Genomic DNA, 14075 nt, shown 5'->3' with positions numbered 1-14075 from the left:
TTAAAGGCCTGAATAAGAGCCTCCGGCCAAGGGCTTGCAAGGGGCTGTGAAATCCAGCGCTGAGCGATACGAGGACGTCTGGACGTTCATCATGCCGAGCACGGTGTGGAACAGGTTGTCGTGGCTCAGCGGTGACGTGGTTTGAGCTTTCAAACAACCCACGTTGACCTTTTCGCTCTTCGCGAGCGAGTCAGACATCCAAAGTACCAACGGCACCTTTGTTTGCTCGTCAGGAGCCATCGCGTAAGGCAGCCCGTGCAGATAGAGCCCACCCTCCCCCAGCGATTCGCCGTGGTCCGAAACGTACATTAGCGCAGTGTCGAACTTGGTGTTGGCCGTCAGGATATCGATGAGATTTGCAGTCACATAATCGGTGTAGAGGATTGAGTTGTCGTAGGCATTGACCACCTCCTCCTGCTTACATTTGTCGAGCTCGTTGGTCTCGCACACCGGTGCGAATTTCTTGAATTGCGAGGGGTAGCGCTTGTAGTAGGCCGGGCCGTGACTGCCTTTGTAGTGGAGCACCAGGACAGCATCGCCTTCCTGGCGCTTGATGAAGTCTTGCATCTCCGTGAGCAGCACCCCGTCCTTACACTCCTCGCTGGTGCACAGTTGGGAATCCGCGTGAGAGGCAGCCTTGTGGTTGGGAATCCTGTCGCAGACCCCTTTGCACCCCGAGTTGTTGTCAGTCCACATGACACTGATGCCAGCGCGTTGAAGCACGTCGAGCAGCCCTTCTCGGCTCTTGGCCAAGCCATCTTTGTACTGGGCCTTACCCACGTCCAGGAACATGCATGGCAGCGAGACCGCGGTGGCGGTACCGCAGGAGCTCACGTTCGTGAAGCTAATGACATTTCGCTTTTCTAGTTCCGGATTCGTTTCACGGGAGTAGCCGTTGAGGGAGAAGTTGGCGGAGCGAGCGGTCTCTCCTACTGCCAGTACCAGCAGCCTGGGTTTACGAGCCGCACCCTGTCGATTAACTACCGCATCAGTACCAATGGCCGTCAGCGTTTTAGGTGAGGCCAGCTGACGCTTCAGGTACCCATGGCCAGCCGCAAACAAGTTGGTAGGTACCAGAATCAGCCGGATCTCCCGATTGTTGCGCAGCAAGGAGGCATACGACTGGTACTGACTCAACGCGATGCCAGATAAGGTCAACAGAGCGAGCGACAGAGCAATGAACCTGCTGACCAAAGCTTTGGCCCAAGGCTTACGCCGGAGGGGAACCCGGGCAATCAGGTAGACGGGCAACACCCCAACCATTGCGACCCAAAGACCGAGCTTCCAATTCAGCAGCTCGGTTGCCTCAGCGACGTCGGTCTCCACAACGTTGGTGAACATTGTGTAATCGACCACGATGCCGTAGGCATTCATGAAGTAACTCGCGAAAGACGCGCTGATCAGTACCAGACACAGCAAGGGTTTGGCCAGCCGCCCCCATGACAGCAAGCTCAGAACGGTAAACACCCATGCGAATACTATGACTGGGAGGCTAGCAGCTAGCAGCCAGTTCACTTCATCGGTTTTGAATACCAGCGTCCAGAGCACGTTCCAGAGCTCAGCGTTCGCGAATAGCAGCAACCAAAAAGTCACCAGGCCGATTAGCAAATTAGTACTGATGCCTTTCTGCCGCGCATTGCGAATAGCAAAGATCCATTTGCTTAACAGGGTGTGAACAATGGATTTGGAAGGTGTCATTATCAAACTCTGGAAGCTGCTTATCCATGGCGGTAGCTATGGAGTTAGCGGGAGCTACAAGGCAAGCCGTCGACAGATGCTGAGCGATTGCGCAATGTGCGGAGCGCCAGAGGCCTTGGGCCCCTACGCGTTGGGGACGCTTAGTATGTGTGAGGCATAGGGATAAAAAGAGAAATGAATCTCGCTGAGCGCATTATTTCCGGGACCTGATAACGACACGATGACCTCGGGATTACAATGCTGACAGAAATCCAATAACTGCTGCTTTGATTGTCAATGATCACGCTATGATCAAAATTAGGGGAATACCACCCACCAAAAACAATGCGCCGCTCAGCTAGATAAATTTAATTTCACGAACAAAACGGTTTCGTTTTGTCGTAGGCTAATTTTGAACTTTCAATTCAACTTACAAGTCTTTCTCGCGAGCAGAACATTATTTTCAACTTTTGCTCGTTAATATGTCACCCATCAATGAGGGGCGAATACCATGAGCTTTTTCAAAAACATCCTGGGCGGGCACCATGGTCGTGAAAACCACGGTGGAGGCAAGCACCACAGCGGGGGACATGGGGCCGAGCAATATGATCGCCATGGCCGGCAGCAGGGCTGCGACGGCGGCAATCAGGTGTATGACGGCGGGCGCCCTGCCACTCCAGCCCCCATCAAAGATCTGCAGGGCTGCAGGCAGTGCCGGACGGCCAACGATCCGTCAGCACGCTTTTGTCTAAACTGCGGAACACCGCTATCGAGTGGTTGCACCGCCTGCGGCTCGCTGCTGAGTGCAGGAGCAAGATTTTGCAGTCAGTGTGGCCAAGCGACGCTCTAAGGCTAGCTAGACAGGAAGGCCAACGAGACCACAACCCTGCGCAAGGAGAAATACGTGGGTTCAAATCACGACCATGGCAGCGCTGCAGTACGCGAGGGGCATCAGAAGAAGCTAATCATGGCGCTCGCCTTGACTGGCAGCTTCATGATTGCAGAAGTGATCGGCGCGTGGATTACCGGCAGCCTGGCGCTGCTGTCGGACGCATCTCACATGTTCACAGATACTGCCGCCTTGGCGATCTCACTGATTGCACTTCAGATAGCCAAGCGGCCGGCAGATCAGAAAAGAACCTTCGGCTATGCGCGCCTGGAAATTCTGGCTTCGACGTTCAACGCCGTGCTGCTCTTCCTGGTGGCGATGTACATCTTGTATGAGGCCTACCAGCGCTTCTTCATGCCGGCGGAGATCGCTACCGGAGCGATGATGTGGATCGCAATCGCCGGCCTGATCATCAACCTAATTTCGATGCGCCTTCTGGCATCTGCGAGCAACGAGAGCCTCAACGTCAAAGGAGCCTACCTCGAAGTTTGGAGCGACATGCTCGGCTCGCTAGGCGTAATCATCGCGGCACTCATCATCCGCTTCACCGGCTGGACTTGGGTCGACACGATTGTCGCTGTGGCAATCGGCCTCTGGGTTCTGCCGCGGACGTGGCAGTTGCTTCGCGAAAGCCTGGGAATCCTCATGGAGGGTGTGCCGAGGGGGCTCGACGTGACGGCAATCGAGGCTACCATCCTCGGCGTAGATGGCGTTACGGACGTTCATGACTTGCACGTCTGGGCCGTCAGCAGTGGCAGCAACGTGATGACGTCGCACGTAGTGATACGGGATTCTGCAGATGGGGATGCTGTGCTGGCGGCCGTCGTGGATGCTGTCAGCGATGCATTCGAAATCCATCACTGCACCATCCAGATCGAGCGGGCAGCTTTCCACGAAAGCGTTCCGTCGCCCTCACACTGATCGATCGGTAAAAACCAAACAAACACATCACCCTCTTGGCTGAGGGTGATGTCGTAGAAGACATGCGGTGAAGGATGGCGTAAACGGCAGGAGCACTTCGAGAGGGGTTGGTGAATGGCTTCGCCTGCCCCCGACCATAACCTCCAGAAGGTTCAGCGATGGCTTGGATCATCACGAAGTATCTACTCACTGCCGGATTAGTGATTCTCGTATCGGAGCTGGCAAAGCGCAGTGACAAGCTGGGCGGGCTGGTCGCCGCCCTGCTGCTGGTCACGGTCTTGACGCTGGTCTGGCTTTACCTGGAGAACCAGAGCATGGAGAAGATCTCCAATCATGCTTGGTACACCTTCTGGTACGTGCTGCCGACCCTGCCGATGTTCATCGCTTTTCCAGTGCTGCTGCCCAAACTGGGATTCTGGCCAACGCTTATCAGCAGTATCGTCATCACCATGGTGAGCTTTGGGGGCTTTGCCCTGCTGCTCCGTCGATTTGGCATTGAGCTGTTATAAGTCACGAGCCAGGACTGCAATTCAGGGGCCGTTCAACGACTATTGATGCACTCACCTTTGACCAGGTAGCGAACCATATGTAGTTCGCCCTTTGAGTCTTCGTAGGTCATCATGCTTCTCACGTTACCGCAGTACCGCACGCTGGGCGATACATACACCAACTTACTAACGTCAAGGTCCATGCCATAGGCGTAGTCTTCAAGCTGAGGCATCGGCTTTTTTACGCGCTGAGCATAATCCGCAGTAGCCTCTCTAGCAGATCGCTCAATGCGTTGATTGATCTCCATACCGCTTTGGGCATTGGCTGTTAGTGATGTAAAGAGCATAAACACGGCGATCGCTGATACAGTAGTGTTCATAAGAAGTCCCTTAATAAAAAAGCGCCCGTAGGGGGGCGCTAAAATTCACCTACCAAAGGAGCGTATGGTTTACAGGTGAATGCACTGGCGTGAACAACTGCCCGTCGCTCTTGCCAAGCTGCTTTGAAATGAGACAATTTCCAAAGCAGCAATGCCTCTTACGCTGCCGTTAAACTAGCAAAGGAGGCTAACACCAAGATGATCGCGCAATTACAATTTGGACATGTAATAGATTGTAAGATAATTATTCGAGAGAATACTGAGCCCTCGCGTGAACTAATTCACAGAAAGGCGCAGGGGTTTGGGGCCGTCCATGGGGACTGCCTGCATGGCACTCGATCCAAGGCCAGTACCAGTCCCGCCAGCTAGCGGCAGAAATGCTGCCTGTCCTGGCCGATTCCACCCGTCAGGCGAAGCTGTCGTACACCGTTGCAGGCCCCAGAATCCGCTAAGCTCAAGGGTGGAGCCTGCATGACTGTCAGAAATCTTGCGGCTACATTACAAATTTGTAGGATTTCGCCGCGGCCAGCTTCTTCGCGTTAAGATTCAAGCGTCCTCAGGTGACCCGGCGTATGGACAGAGGTAGCGACTACCACATGCCATACCCCAGCCAAACTTTCGAACAGCCTGCAACCATGGCGGATTAGGCCAACTCCTTCCTCACACCTTGAGATAAGTTATGCGCGTTCTAGTTGTGGAAGACGAAATTAAAACTGCCGAATATCTTCAGCAGGGCCTATCCGAAAGCGGGTATGTCGTAGATATCGTGCACAACGGTGTAGATGCCCTGCACTTGTTCAACACTCATGTCTATTCGTTGGTCCTGCTGGACGTGAACCTCCCAGGTATCGACGGCTGGGATCTGCTGGAAACCATCCGCAAGAGCAGCCGGGTCCGCATCATCATGCTGACCGCCCGCGGACGCATCAATGACAAGCTCAAGGGCTTGGACGGCGGCGCGGATGACTACCTTGTTAAGCCATTCGAATTCCCTGAGCTGCTTGCACGCATCCGTTCGCTGCAACGCCGTGGTGATGAGTTAGTAGAGAAGAGCTCGCTGAAAATTGCCGACCTAGAACTCGACTCCGTCCGCCATCGCGTTTTCCGCGGTGGCACACGAATCGATCTCACCACCAAGGAATTTGCGCTTTTGCACCTGCTCATGAGCCGAACGGGCGAAGCGCTGACTCGCTCTCAGATCATCTCGTTGGTCTGGGATATGAATTTCGACTGCGACACCAATGTCATCGATGTAGCCATCCGGCGCTTGCGCTCGAAGATCGATGACCCGTTTGAAACCAAGCTCATTCACACGCTTCGTGGCGTTGGGTACGTTTTTGAGGAACGCGCATGAGGCCATTCAGCCTGGCTGCAAAGCTGGGACTAAAAGTTGGATTGATGAGCGCAGCGCTGCTGCTGATGTTCGCTACCTTCGGTTACATGATGGTTGGGCAAGCACTGGATAGAAATGCTCGCATCGATCTCGGCGTCAAAATGGAGGCAATGGCGCACAGCCTTTCCGAAATCACTGATATTGCCGATGTCAGTTCAGATTCGCACAAGCTGGTGGATTTGGTCACAGGCCAGAACAACCTCTACGTAAGCATCTACAGGTCCGCAGAGAGTGAAGATCCTTTACTCACCATCGGTTCCAAACAGATCAATCGAGAGGTTCATAGGTTCCAGGCTGCGGCGCAGACCACGGAATATGAGTGGAGCGACTATAACGGACGCCCCCTGCTCAGTGCTTCTCAGGCCATGACTCTGGGCGATGGTACGGAGGTCGGCGTCTACATGACTGCTGATCAGTCATCCAATGAAGCCCTACTCGATGCGTTGTTAACCTGGGGCCTAATGATGTCCCCTGTCATCCTCGCGTTGATCCTGGCCATTGGTTGGTGGACCGTGCGCAGAGGCCTGCTGCCACTGACCAAGTTCCTCAAGATCGCGTCGAAGATCTCAACCGAGAGCCTCGACCATCGCCTTCCAACTGATGGGATGCCTGCAGAACTCAAGAAGCTCGCCGACGGTATCAACATCATGCTGGCTCGCCTGGATGATGGGGTTCAGCAGCTCTCGCAGTTTGCTGACGACCTTGCTCACGAACTTCGGGCACCGCTCTCCAACCTAATGGGCAAGGCCCAGGTTGCCTTGACCAGAGAACGATCGCTTTCCGAGTACCGGGAGGTTCTAGAGTCGTGCACAGAAGAGCTGGACCGCATGAGCCGCATGGTTTCCGACATGCTGTTCTTGGCCCAGGTCAGTCATCCAGCATCCATGGTGGAGTTCGAACCCGTTTCCTTGGTGGACGAGGTTCAGCGAGTGTGCGATCTCTTCAGCATTTCGGCAGAAGAAGGCGAGATCCAGCTGCAGATCTCTGGCAGTGATGACGTGGTGCGCGGGAACCGCCTGATGGTTCAACGTGCCGTCTCGAATCTGGTCTCGAACGCGATCCGTTACTGCCCTCGCGGCCGCACGGTCTACGTGAAGGTGCAGCATAGTGCGAGCGGTACGACGTTGAGTGTCGGCAACCCCGGCCGCGGTATTGCCAAGGAACACCATGCGCACTTGTTTGAGCGGTTCTACCGTGTGGACAAGAGCCGAGCACGGAGCGAAGGCGGTACCGGTCTTGGCTTGGCCATTGTGCAGTCGATCATGAGCCTGCACCAAGGGTCGGCGAGCGTGGAGGTGACCGAAGAAAACTTCACGTGGTTCCACCTTCACTTTCCCGCAGCCCAGCAAATGCAGCCGGCAATGACCGCCGCTTAAATTGCGCAGACACGATTAGGCCCGTCAATCGACGGGCCTTTTTGTTTGCCTCAATGCATCAGTGCCGGAGGACCACAGGGTCCATGGGCGACCGCAGAATCACCGACTTGATGATCTTCTGCTCGTCAGGATTGGCATTCTTCCACAGGTGGGAGAAGTACTGAGCATTCACTTTCTCTTGAGCACTTACGCTGCCGGCGGCATCGATCAGGCGCATTGTCGAGTAGACACAGATCAGCGCCAGAATGAAGAACGCCGTGGCAACCACCATCACATAACGCTTGGCCAGCACCGGTGCACGCTTGAGCTCCTGGATAGAGGCGTCCGCGGCCTTTGTCGCTGCTGTAAGCTCCGAAATCAGTGGCTGGATGGCGGTTTCGACTCCGCGGCATGCAGCTGAATATGCTGATGCAGCGGCGCGCAAGGCAACTTCTTCCGCATTCGACCAAGCCTTCTCCGCCTTTCGCACCTCCTCCTGAATCTGCCGGCCGACAGCGTCCACCTGTTCCACCAGTTCGTTCGACCTCTCCAGAACAGCGCTGGAGGTGCGCGTCTGCGAGGTCAGCTCGTCGAGTTGGACAGTGAGTTTTTCAGTGCAGCGGCGAAAGTCACCGATAGCAACTGCCCAGGGCTCTATGTCATTCATGGCTATCTCCTAGGGCGGCCAACAACGCCGCGCTGAATTAACGCGCTAGATATCAAAATTGTAATTTAAGACAAAATTCGAAGTCGCCCTCGACAGTGCCGAGATAGACATGATCCTTCCAGATTTGACGATTTAACGCATCCTATCTGCAGCCAAAATTACGGAATTGTAATTATTGACTCACCTTGTCGTTAGCTTCGCGTTCCTAAACTACAAACCAACAAAGGCCGCTAATCAGGTAGGCCTAGTATGAACCGAGGTTCACAATGAAATTTGTCAAGTCTATCGCTATTGGCAGCCTGCTGCTGGGTCTCATGGGTACCGCTTACGCTGAAGGCGGCTTCGAGCGAGCGAAACAGTTCAACGAGAACTTCCGAACCGAACAGGCTCGCCTATGGAGCGATGACTCTTCGGACCAGAACAAACAACAAGTCGCTCAAGAGCAAAAGAAAGAAAGCAAGGATGGTAAGGAACAAGCCGACAATTAATCGGCGGTTAAATAGGACTTCAAATGACGAAAGTAATCGACAAAAAAGCCAGGGTAAAACCTGGCTTTTTTGTGCTTAGAATTTAGCCTTCGTTCTTGCGAGGCGTTTCCGCATTGCTTTCTCCGGCCAGACCCTCGGCACCTTGTGCGGTACGCTTCCAATGGCACAGCAGGAGCTGGCTGGCGTTCGCTTCGGTAATCGATGTGCAAGCTAGATCAGCGGGCAGACCATCCTTGCTGTCTCGCAAGCGCCTGGACAGATAGAACGAGCCATCCTGCGGCCACTTGGCAGGATCCTTGATGTTCTCGGACTTCCCGCTGCTGTAAAACTCCGACGAGTATGAGCGGCGGCCAGGATAGATCAGGGGAGCGGAATGAGCAGACTGCACATTGAGCCAGGCTTGAACCACATCTCGCTGATTCTGAGGTCGCTCCTCTAGTACCCCGGCGTAGATGATGCCCGCACCGATGATTGGCAACACCAATGCGCTCGCAGCGGCAGCCCAGGTGGTCTTCGGGCCAACTTCGCTGACCCGTGCAGACAGCAGCAAGGCCCACGCTGGCAGCGCGGGTAGCAGGTAGGTCCACAGAATGTTGCCTGCAAATGTGAAGAAGACCGGTGTCGCCAAGGCCCACAGCCAGAGGTAGGCTTCGAAGCGCTGCATCGATCCACGCTTGCGGATCAACAGTGGTAGGAACAAGGCCCATGGCAGTAGCGACAATCCGAGCTGGATCCAGATGCTGCCGTACGGCTTGGCATGAGCACTACCATAGAGGTCCCCTGCCCAGTTACTGACGACGTAGCGGCTCCAGTGCTCACCAACGAAGAAGTACTCCATGAAGCCGGGCGTTTTCATTTCGGCCGCGACATACCACGGCACGGATATACCGAACATGAGCACAAGGCCGCTAATCCAGGGAAGCCTCAGTACCCGTCCCCATTCCTTGTAGATAACGAACCAGGCGAATGCCGGCGCCCCCATAAGCACAAGGGTCAGCGGCCCTTTGGCAAGCAAGCCCAGCCCGAGACCTGCGAACATCAGGTAGGCATCCGCCTTGCTGGCGCACTTCATCCAACGCCAGAAACCGTAGCTGGCCAGCAGAATCGAGAACGACAAAACAGGGTCAGTCAGCACAACACCGCTGGAGACCAGGCCAAGTGTGGTGCTGGAAAAAATAATGGCAGCCCAGATGCCGGCGTTACGAGAAATCTGCTGCGTACCGAGTTTGATGATGATGAAACAGCTTGCCAGGTGTAGTAGCCACGCTGGGAAACGCGCAGCGAACTCGTTAACGCCGAAGACCGTCATGCTCGCGGCCTGAGTCCAGAAGGACAACGGAGGCTTGCCCCAGAATGGTACCCCGTAGTCGAACATGGGCGTGATCCAGTCATTCAACTCGACCATCTTGCGAGCCATTTCAGCGTAGCGGGCCTCAGATGTGTCCATCAGCGGGTAGATGCCCAGCCCCACCAAGCGCAATAGCAAAATCGAACCCAGGATCAACCACAGCGTCCTCTCGTTCTTCAGATTCAGCATTTCTTACCCTCGATCGAAGCCATCGAAGGGTGGAGTGACACGGGATCTACCTTGTTGCTGTGCTTCAGGAAATAAAGAGGCCGGCGCTTCACTTCCGCGAGTGTCACGCCCAGGTACTCTCCCACCATGGCGACACCGACGCACATGAATGAAGCCATTCCGACGATCAGGTGATGGATGTCGAAACTGCCTGCCACAAGCGACGCGAGCATGTAGCAGATGCTGGAGACGAATAGTCCGAAACTGATGAGGCTGAAAATGCGCAGCGGTTTGCGAGAGAAGCTGACGATGCTCTCGATGGCCAGATTGAACAGGCCAGATGCATTCCACTTGGTGCTCCCGGCATGGCGAACAGTGCGATTGTAGGGCAGTTCGATAGTACGAAAGCCTACCCAGCCGATCATGCCTTTGAGAATCCTGGAGCGTTCGTCCAGCGCCCGCAGTGCTGCCAGCGGCGCAGGCCCAATCAATCGGAAATCGCTGACATCGGCCGGCATGTCCACCTTCTCCACCAGGCGCTGCATGACCCAGTAGTAAGCCCGGGCACTCATGCGCTTGAACCACGAATCACCGATTCTCAAGTTGCGCTGCATGTTCACTACGTCGTAGCCGCGTTGCCAGTAGTCCACCATGGCCGCGATGAGCTCTGGTGGATCCTGCAGGTCGACATCAATGAAAATCAGCGCACTGCCACGGGCATGATCTATCCCGGCACTCAGTGCAGCCTCTTTACCGAAGTTGCGACTCAGGGACAGGCAACGTACAGATGACCCATCCTGATAGTGGCGAAGAATGTCGGCTGTCCGGTCACTACTGCCGTCGTCGACATAGAGGATTTCGCAGGAGACGGGTAAGCGCTTAACCACGCGGGTGATTCGCTGGTGGAACTCGGGGATGGTTTCCTCTTCCTGGAAGCAAGGGACCACGATGGTTAACAAGGGATCAGGGCGCTCGGGAAAGCGATGTAATGTCTGCATGATTGAATGTCCAAAAACGATGTGCAATGAATCCAAGTGCAGTGAGGCTTAAGGTCACTAGGACTTGGGAGATAAGCGGTGACAGATTCGACTTGATGAGGAACCACATACCCACGCCATTGCCGAAGTTTGTGGCTAACGCGACCAGTGCAAACCTGACAGGCTGAAACTTACGAGAGCCATCTGCCACAAAACAGAGCGCCCTATTTCCAATAAAGCTTGCGATTGCGCCAACCATGCCGCCACAGATACTGGCCAGCAACGGAGTAGCAAATTCTGTCGTAACCAGCACTAGGAACACCACGTAATGGATTCCCGTTGCTATGAAGCCGATCCCCAGATAACGAATTAGTAAGGTAATAAGAGGTGGGTTTTGATTTTCCATGGCCAAAGCCTATGGAGGCAAAGGTGAAAAAACAGTGAACTAAATGTAAATGCTTAATTAGCTGAATCTATATATGATAAGTAATGAGTTGGCGCACTAGACTAGCACGCTACAATATCAGAGGGATTGCCTGAGGATTACGCTTTTGAAATAAAGGCCTGCCAATAACGCACGCATGACCTGTGCATTACAATGTTGTCAAGATAAGGAAATGTCAGACGACATTGAGCTAGATTCCCCGAATGAAGGGGGATCGAATGGTTACACAAAATGAAACATATACAAGCAGCGTTGTTTCTTACAGTCCTGACATATTGGATGATCTGCCAATTGATGATCAGCTGGCCGTAGAGTTTTTCGCAACAGCACGTTGTGCCAGTTTCAAACAGGCTGCCCGAGGGCTCAATGTGCCAGTGGTAGGCCTTCGCAAACGCTTGGAGAAACTGGAAGAGCACATTGGTGCTCCCGTGTTTGTCTACAAGCACAACAAGCTTGCTCTGACCCGGACAGGCGAGAGGGTCAGCCAGTACCTGTGCCAACTCTTCGGCCCTGAAGGCCTGGGCAAGTCTGGTGAAAAGGAGGACTCCAGGCTTACCATCGCGATCACAGAGCCAGTGCTGAGCGACATCGTGAACCGCGATCTAGTCGCCTACGTACGCGATCATGCCGAAATGCGGCTGGAAATCCATTCAGAGTGCACAACGCAGATGCTTTCTGAGTGTGAAGTCGATGTGGGTATCGCTTTCGTGAGCCCAGATGATGAGGGCGCTTTTGATCGCCATCCTACGTATAGGTTTGAACGGCTCGGCCGGATTGGGCACGCGCTGTTCATTTCCAGCCGCTACTCAAGGAGCGTCACCCTACCAGTGCAGAGCCTGGATTTGCACAACTTCATGCTCGTTGTCCCTTGGGATGAAGAGATCTTGGCGGGCTCACGAAAGTGGGCATCGATAATGGCTGAGCATCAGGGCGGTACCACTCGGGTAAAGAGCTATAGCTTATCCCGTGGCCTTGTCGTAGGGGGCGCGTGTATCGGTGTGCTGCCCGACTACAGTCGAAAGATGGAGAGGAACATTCTGCCGGTGCCGGGCTTTTTGGACGATCTGGAGGAGAAAGATGTCTTTCTTGTTATCAAAACGAAGCTTGTCCGTAATCCGCACGTTCTGGGAATCCGAAGATTGATCAAGAAGAGCTTTTTTGATAAGAAGGACTGGCTTGTTCGGTAACAGTTTTGTTAGGTTTAAAAATTTCCCCTTAACACTATAGAAACACAACTGTCATATTCGCTTGCAATCTAGTCAGAGTGCTTAGAACAAAGGCATCTTGTTACAGCAGGTGACAACCGTGGCCTGCTCCCATCTGCAAGATAAATTTAGGCCGACGCAGGGCGAAATACAACGTCGGTAGCTAAGCACTTAACATACGAGAGGCAAGCAATGATCCGTTCTTCGAACATGCGGGAAAAGCTGTTGGCTGCCGCAATAGTAGGCACATTTTCCTCGCAAGCATTCTCCGGAACAGTAACCACTGACGGGGCTGATCTCGTTCTGAAGACCAAGGGCGGTCTTGAAGTATCGACTACTGACAAGGAATTCAGTTTCAAACTGGGCGGTCGAGTCCAGGCTGATTACGGCCGATTCGATGGCGTTTTCACCAAGAATGGCGATACCGCGGATGCGGCTTACTTCCGTCGAGCCTACATTGAGTTCGGCGGCACCCTGTACCGAGACTGGAAGTACCAGGTCAACTACGACCTCTCCCGCAACACGGGCAACGACTCCGACGGCTACTTCGACGAAGCCAGCCTGACCTACACCGGTTTCAAGCCGGTCCAACTGCGCTTCGGCCGTTTCTACACCGACTTCGGTCTTGAGAAAGCCACCAGTTCGAAGTGGACCACCGCCATGGAGCGGAACCTCTCGTACGACCTGGCGGACTGGATCAACGACAACGCTGGCATGGGTATCCAGGCCACCAGCACCATCGCTGACATGGCTTACGTGTCCGGTAGCGTTTTCAGCGAAACCAACAACAATTCTGATGGTGACAGCACCAAGCGCTACAACGTGCGTGGTGTCTTCGCTCCATTGAACACGGATGGGAATGTCCTGCACGTCGGCGCCCAATACGCCTATCGCGACCTCAAGGACAGCGCAGTTGATACTCGGATTCGCTCACGCCTCGGTGTCCGTGGCGTCGATACCAATGGTGGCGGTGATGCCGGCACGAACGGCAACCGCATGCTCTTTGGCGGTGCGGCAGCACAGGACGGACTGTGGAAGGACGATTCGGTTTGGGGGCTTGAGGGCGCCTGGGCCACCGGCCCATTCTCGGTTCAGGCCGAGTACCTTCGCCGCAAGCTGAAAGCTGACCAGGCCAGCAATGACCTGAAGGCCTCTGGTTATTACGCCCAGATGGCGTACACGCTGACCGGCGAGCCGCGCATCTACAAGCTTGACGGTGCCAAATTCGACACTATCAAACCACAGAACAAGGAACTGGGTGCCTGGGAAGTCTTCTATCGCTTTGACGACATCAAGGTCGAAGATGGCAACCTGGTCACCGCTGCGGACCAGTCGAACGAGCGCAAGGCCAAAAGCCACACGTTGGGTGTGAACTGGTACGTCAACGAGGCCGTGAAAGTCAGTGCCAACTACATCAACGTGCGCACCGACAACAACGAGAATACCGTGGGCGACGACGGCGGCAATGCCATCGTGACCCGCCTGCAATACGTCTTCTGATCCCTCTCATCAGTCTGACGTGAGAAAGCCGGAAGCGCTCAATGTGCTTCCGGCTTTCGTGTTTCTGACGTGATCAAGCATGGAGCGCCCTCCTCCTACCTCCATTCGCTTACGATGACCTCTCTTGCCAAAGCTCGGCGAATCTGGTGAGATTGCCGCGTCGGGATTTGCATG

At 54.5% G+C, this 14075-nt stretch carries 14 protein-coding genes; 8 read left to right on the top strand and 6 right to left on the bottom strand.

Features of this window, described 5'->3' with window-relative positions; genetic code table 11:
- The gene (locus tag J3A71_RS30085; RefSeq protein ID WP_004577664.1) at positions 1-1698 is read right to left on the bottom strand and encodes a phosphoethanolamine--lipid A transferase; all 1698 of its coding nucleotides are present in this window, start codon (positions 1696-1698) and stop codon (positions 1-3) included.
- A gap of 490 nt (positions 1699-2188) precedes the next feature.
- On the opposite strand from J3A71_RS30085, the gene J3A71_RS30080 reads away from it, so the two are divergent.
- The 3 genes from J3A71_RS30080 to J3A71_RS30070 all read left to right on the top strand — a co-directional run bounded on the left by J3A71_RS30080 (position 2189) and on the right by J3A71_RS30070 (position 3996).
- Entirely contained in the window at positions 2189-2527 is a 339-nt protein-coding gene (locus tag J3A71_RS30080) for a zinc ribbon domain-containing protein (RefSeq protein ID WP_080635014.1), read from the top strand.
- Positions 2528-2581: 54 nt separating this feature from the next.
- Entirely contained in the window at positions 2582-3487 is a 906-nt protein-coding gene (locus J3A71_RS30075) for a cation diffusion facilitator family transporter (protein ID WP_004577663.1), read from the top strand.
- A 158-nt stretch (positions 3488-3645) separates the two neighbouring features.
- Positions 3646-3996 carry a DUF3147 family protein gene (locus J3A71_RS30070; protein WP_004577662.1) on the top strand — a complete coding sequence of 117 codons (351 nt, stop codon included), beginning with the start codon at positions 3646-3648 and terminating at the stop codon, positions 3994-3996.
- A 32-nt stretch (positions 3997-4028) separates the two neighbouring features.
- Here the strand turns inward: J3A71_RS30070 and J3A71_RS30065 are convergent, their stop codons facing one another.
- A complete protein-coding gene (locus J3A71_RS30065) occupies positions 4029-4355 on the bottom strand; it encodes a DUF2790 domain-containing protein (RefSeq protein ID WP_004577661.1) in 327 nt (108 codons plus the stop codon).
- A gap of 679 nt (positions 4356-5034) precedes the next feature.
- Between J3A71_RS30065 and J3A71_RS30060 the strand changes: the two genes are divergently transcribed.
- Together J3A71_RS30060 and J3A71_RS30055 are read left to right on the top strand one after the other, a co-directional pair.
- A complete protein-coding gene (locus J3A71_RS30060; RefSeq protein WP_016487025.1) occupies positions 5035-5709 on the top strand; it encodes a heavy metal response regulator transcription factor in 675 nt (224 codons plus the stop codon).
- Positions 5706-7124, top strand: coding sequence for a heavy metal sensor histidine kinase (locus J3A71_RS30055; RefSeq protein ID WP_004576066.1), 1419 nt, complete (start codon positions 5706-5708; stop codon positions 7122-7124). Before J3A71_RS30060 ends, J3A71_RS30055 begins: the two co-directional genes overlap by 4 nt.
- Before the next feature lie 58 nt (positions 7125-7182).
- On the opposite strand, the gene J3A71_RS30050 is transcribed toward J3A71_RS30055, so the two are convergent.
- Positions 7183-7770 (bottom strand): hypothetical protein, encoded by a 588-nt coding sequence (locus tag J3A71_RS30050; protein ID WP_004576065.1) that lies wholly within the window; start codon positions 7768-7770, stop codon positions 7183-7185.
- Between the two features lie 266 nt (positions 7771-8036).
- Here J3A71_RS30050 and J3A71_RS30045 point away from each other — a divergent pair, with 266 nt between their 5' ends.
- Complete coding sequence (locus tag J3A71_RS30045; RefSeq protein WP_003253450.1) at positions 8037-8258, top strand: hypothetical protein; 222 nt, start codon at positions 8037-8039, stop codon at positions 8256-8258.
- Between the two features lie 82 nt (positions 8259-8340).
- Here the strand turns inward: J3A71_RS30045 and J3A71_RS30040 are convergent, their stop codons facing one another.
- The 3 genes from J3A71_RS30040 to J3A71_RS30030 are packed head-to-tail and all read right to left on the bottom strand — an operon-like array spanning position 8341 to position 11157.
- On the bottom strand, positions 8341-9795 hold the full coding sequence (locus J3A71_RS30040) for a glycosyltransferase family 39 protein (protein WP_004576064.1): 1455 nt from the start codon (positions 9793-9795) through the stop codon (positions 8341-8343).
- Complete coding sequence (locus J3A71_RS30035) at positions 9789-10772, bottom strand: glycosyltransferase family 2 protein (RefSeq protein WP_033726583.1); 984 nt, start codon at positions 10770-10772, stop codon at positions 9789-9791. The genes J3A71_RS30040 and J3A71_RS30035 overlap by 7 nt, the downstream gene beginning before the upstream one ends.
- Complete coding sequence (locus J3A71_RS30030) at positions 10738-11157, bottom strand: GtrA family protein (RefSeq protein WP_004576062.1); 420 nt, start codon at positions 11155-11157, stop codon at positions 10738-10740. The genes J3A71_RS30035 and J3A71_RS30030 overlap by 35 nt, the downstream gene beginning before the upstream one ends.
- A 257-nt stretch (positions 11158-11414) precedes the next feature.
- On the opposite strand from J3A71_RS30030, the gene J3A71_RS30025 reads away from it, so the two are divergent.
- Together J3A71_RS30025 and J3A71_RS30020 are read left to right on the top strand one after the other, a co-directional pair.
- On the top strand, positions 11415-12383 hold the full coding sequence (locus J3A71_RS30025; RefSeq protein WP_004576061.1) for a LysR family transcriptional regulator: 969 nt from the start codon (positions 11415-11417) through the stop codon (positions 12381-12383).
- A gap of 210 nt (positions 12384-12593) precedes the next feature.
- Positions 12594-13901: an OprO/OprP family phosphate-selective porin gene (locus J3A71_RS30020; protein WP_016487023.1), complete on the top strand. Its 1308-nt coding sequence runs from the start codon at positions 12594-12596 to the stop codon at positions 13899-13901.
- Positions 13902-14075: the final 174 nt, after the last annotated feature.

Source organism: Pseudomonas sp. PvP089 (assembly GCF_017875165.1).
GTDB lineage: Bacteria > Pseudomonadota > Gammaproteobacteria > Pseudomonadales > Pseudomonadaceae > Aquipseudomonas > Aquipseudomonas fortuita.
The sequence above is the reverse complement of the archived record's forward strand: the minus strand, read 5'-3'. Positions and strand labels throughout refer to the sequence as shown.

Excerpts from the sequence above, each read along its gene's own strand:
- J3A71_RS30045 (WP_003253450.1), top strand. The coding sequence starts at position 8,037 with ATGAAATTTGTCAAGTCTATCGCTATTGGCAGCCTGCTGCTGGGTCTC.
- J3A71_RS30060 (WP_016487025.1), top strand. The coding sequence starts at position 5,035 with ATGCGCGTTCTAGTTGTGGAAGACGAAATTAAAACTGCCGAATATCTT.
- J3A71_RS30055 (WP_004576066.1), top strand. The coding sequence starts at position 5,706 with ATGAGGCCATTCAGCCTGGCTGCAAAGCTGGGACTAAAAGTTGGATTG.
- J3A71_RS30050 (WP_004576065.1), bottom strand. The coding sequence starts at position 7,770 with ATGAATGACATAGAGCCCTGGGCAGTTGCTATCGGTGACTTTCGCCGC.
- J3A71_RS30030 (WP_004576062.1), bottom strand. The coding sequence starts at position 11,157 with ATGGAAAATCAAAACCCACCTCTTATTACCTTACTAATTCGTTATCTG.
- J3A71_RS30080 (WP_080635014.1), top strand. The coding sequence starts at position 2,189 with ATGAGCTTTTTCAAAAACATCCTGGGCGGGCACCATGGTCGTGAAAAC.
- J3A71_RS30040 (WP_004576064.1), bottom strand. The coding sequence starts at position 9,795 with ATGCTGAATCTGAAGAACGAGAGGACGCTGTGGTTGATCCTGGGTTCG.
- J3A71_RS30085 (WP_004577664.1), bottom strand. The coding sequence starts at position 1,698 with ATGACACCTTCCAAATCCATTGTTCACACCCTGTTAAGCAAATGGATC.
- J3A71_RS30065 (WP_004577661.1), bottom strand. The coding sequence starts at position 4,355 with ATGAACACTACTGTATCAGCGATCGCCGTGTTTATGCTCTTTACATCA.
- J3A71_RS30035 (WP_033726583.1), bottom strand. The coding sequence starts at position 10,772 with ATGCAGACATTACATCGCTTTCCCGAGCGCCCTGATCCCTTGTTAACC.
- J3A71_RS30025 (WP_004576061.1), top strand. The coding sequence starts at position 11,415 with ATGGTTACACAAAATGAAACATATACAAGCAGCGTTGTTTCTTACAGT.
- J3A71_RS30070 (WP_004577662.1), top strand. The coding sequence starts at position 3,646 with ATGGCTTGGATCATCACGAAGTATCTACTCACTGCCGGATTAGTGATT.
- J3A71_RS30020 (WP_016487023.1), top strand. The coding sequence starts at position 12,594 with ATGATCCGTTCTTCGAACATGCGGGAAAAGCTGTTGGCTGCCGCAATA.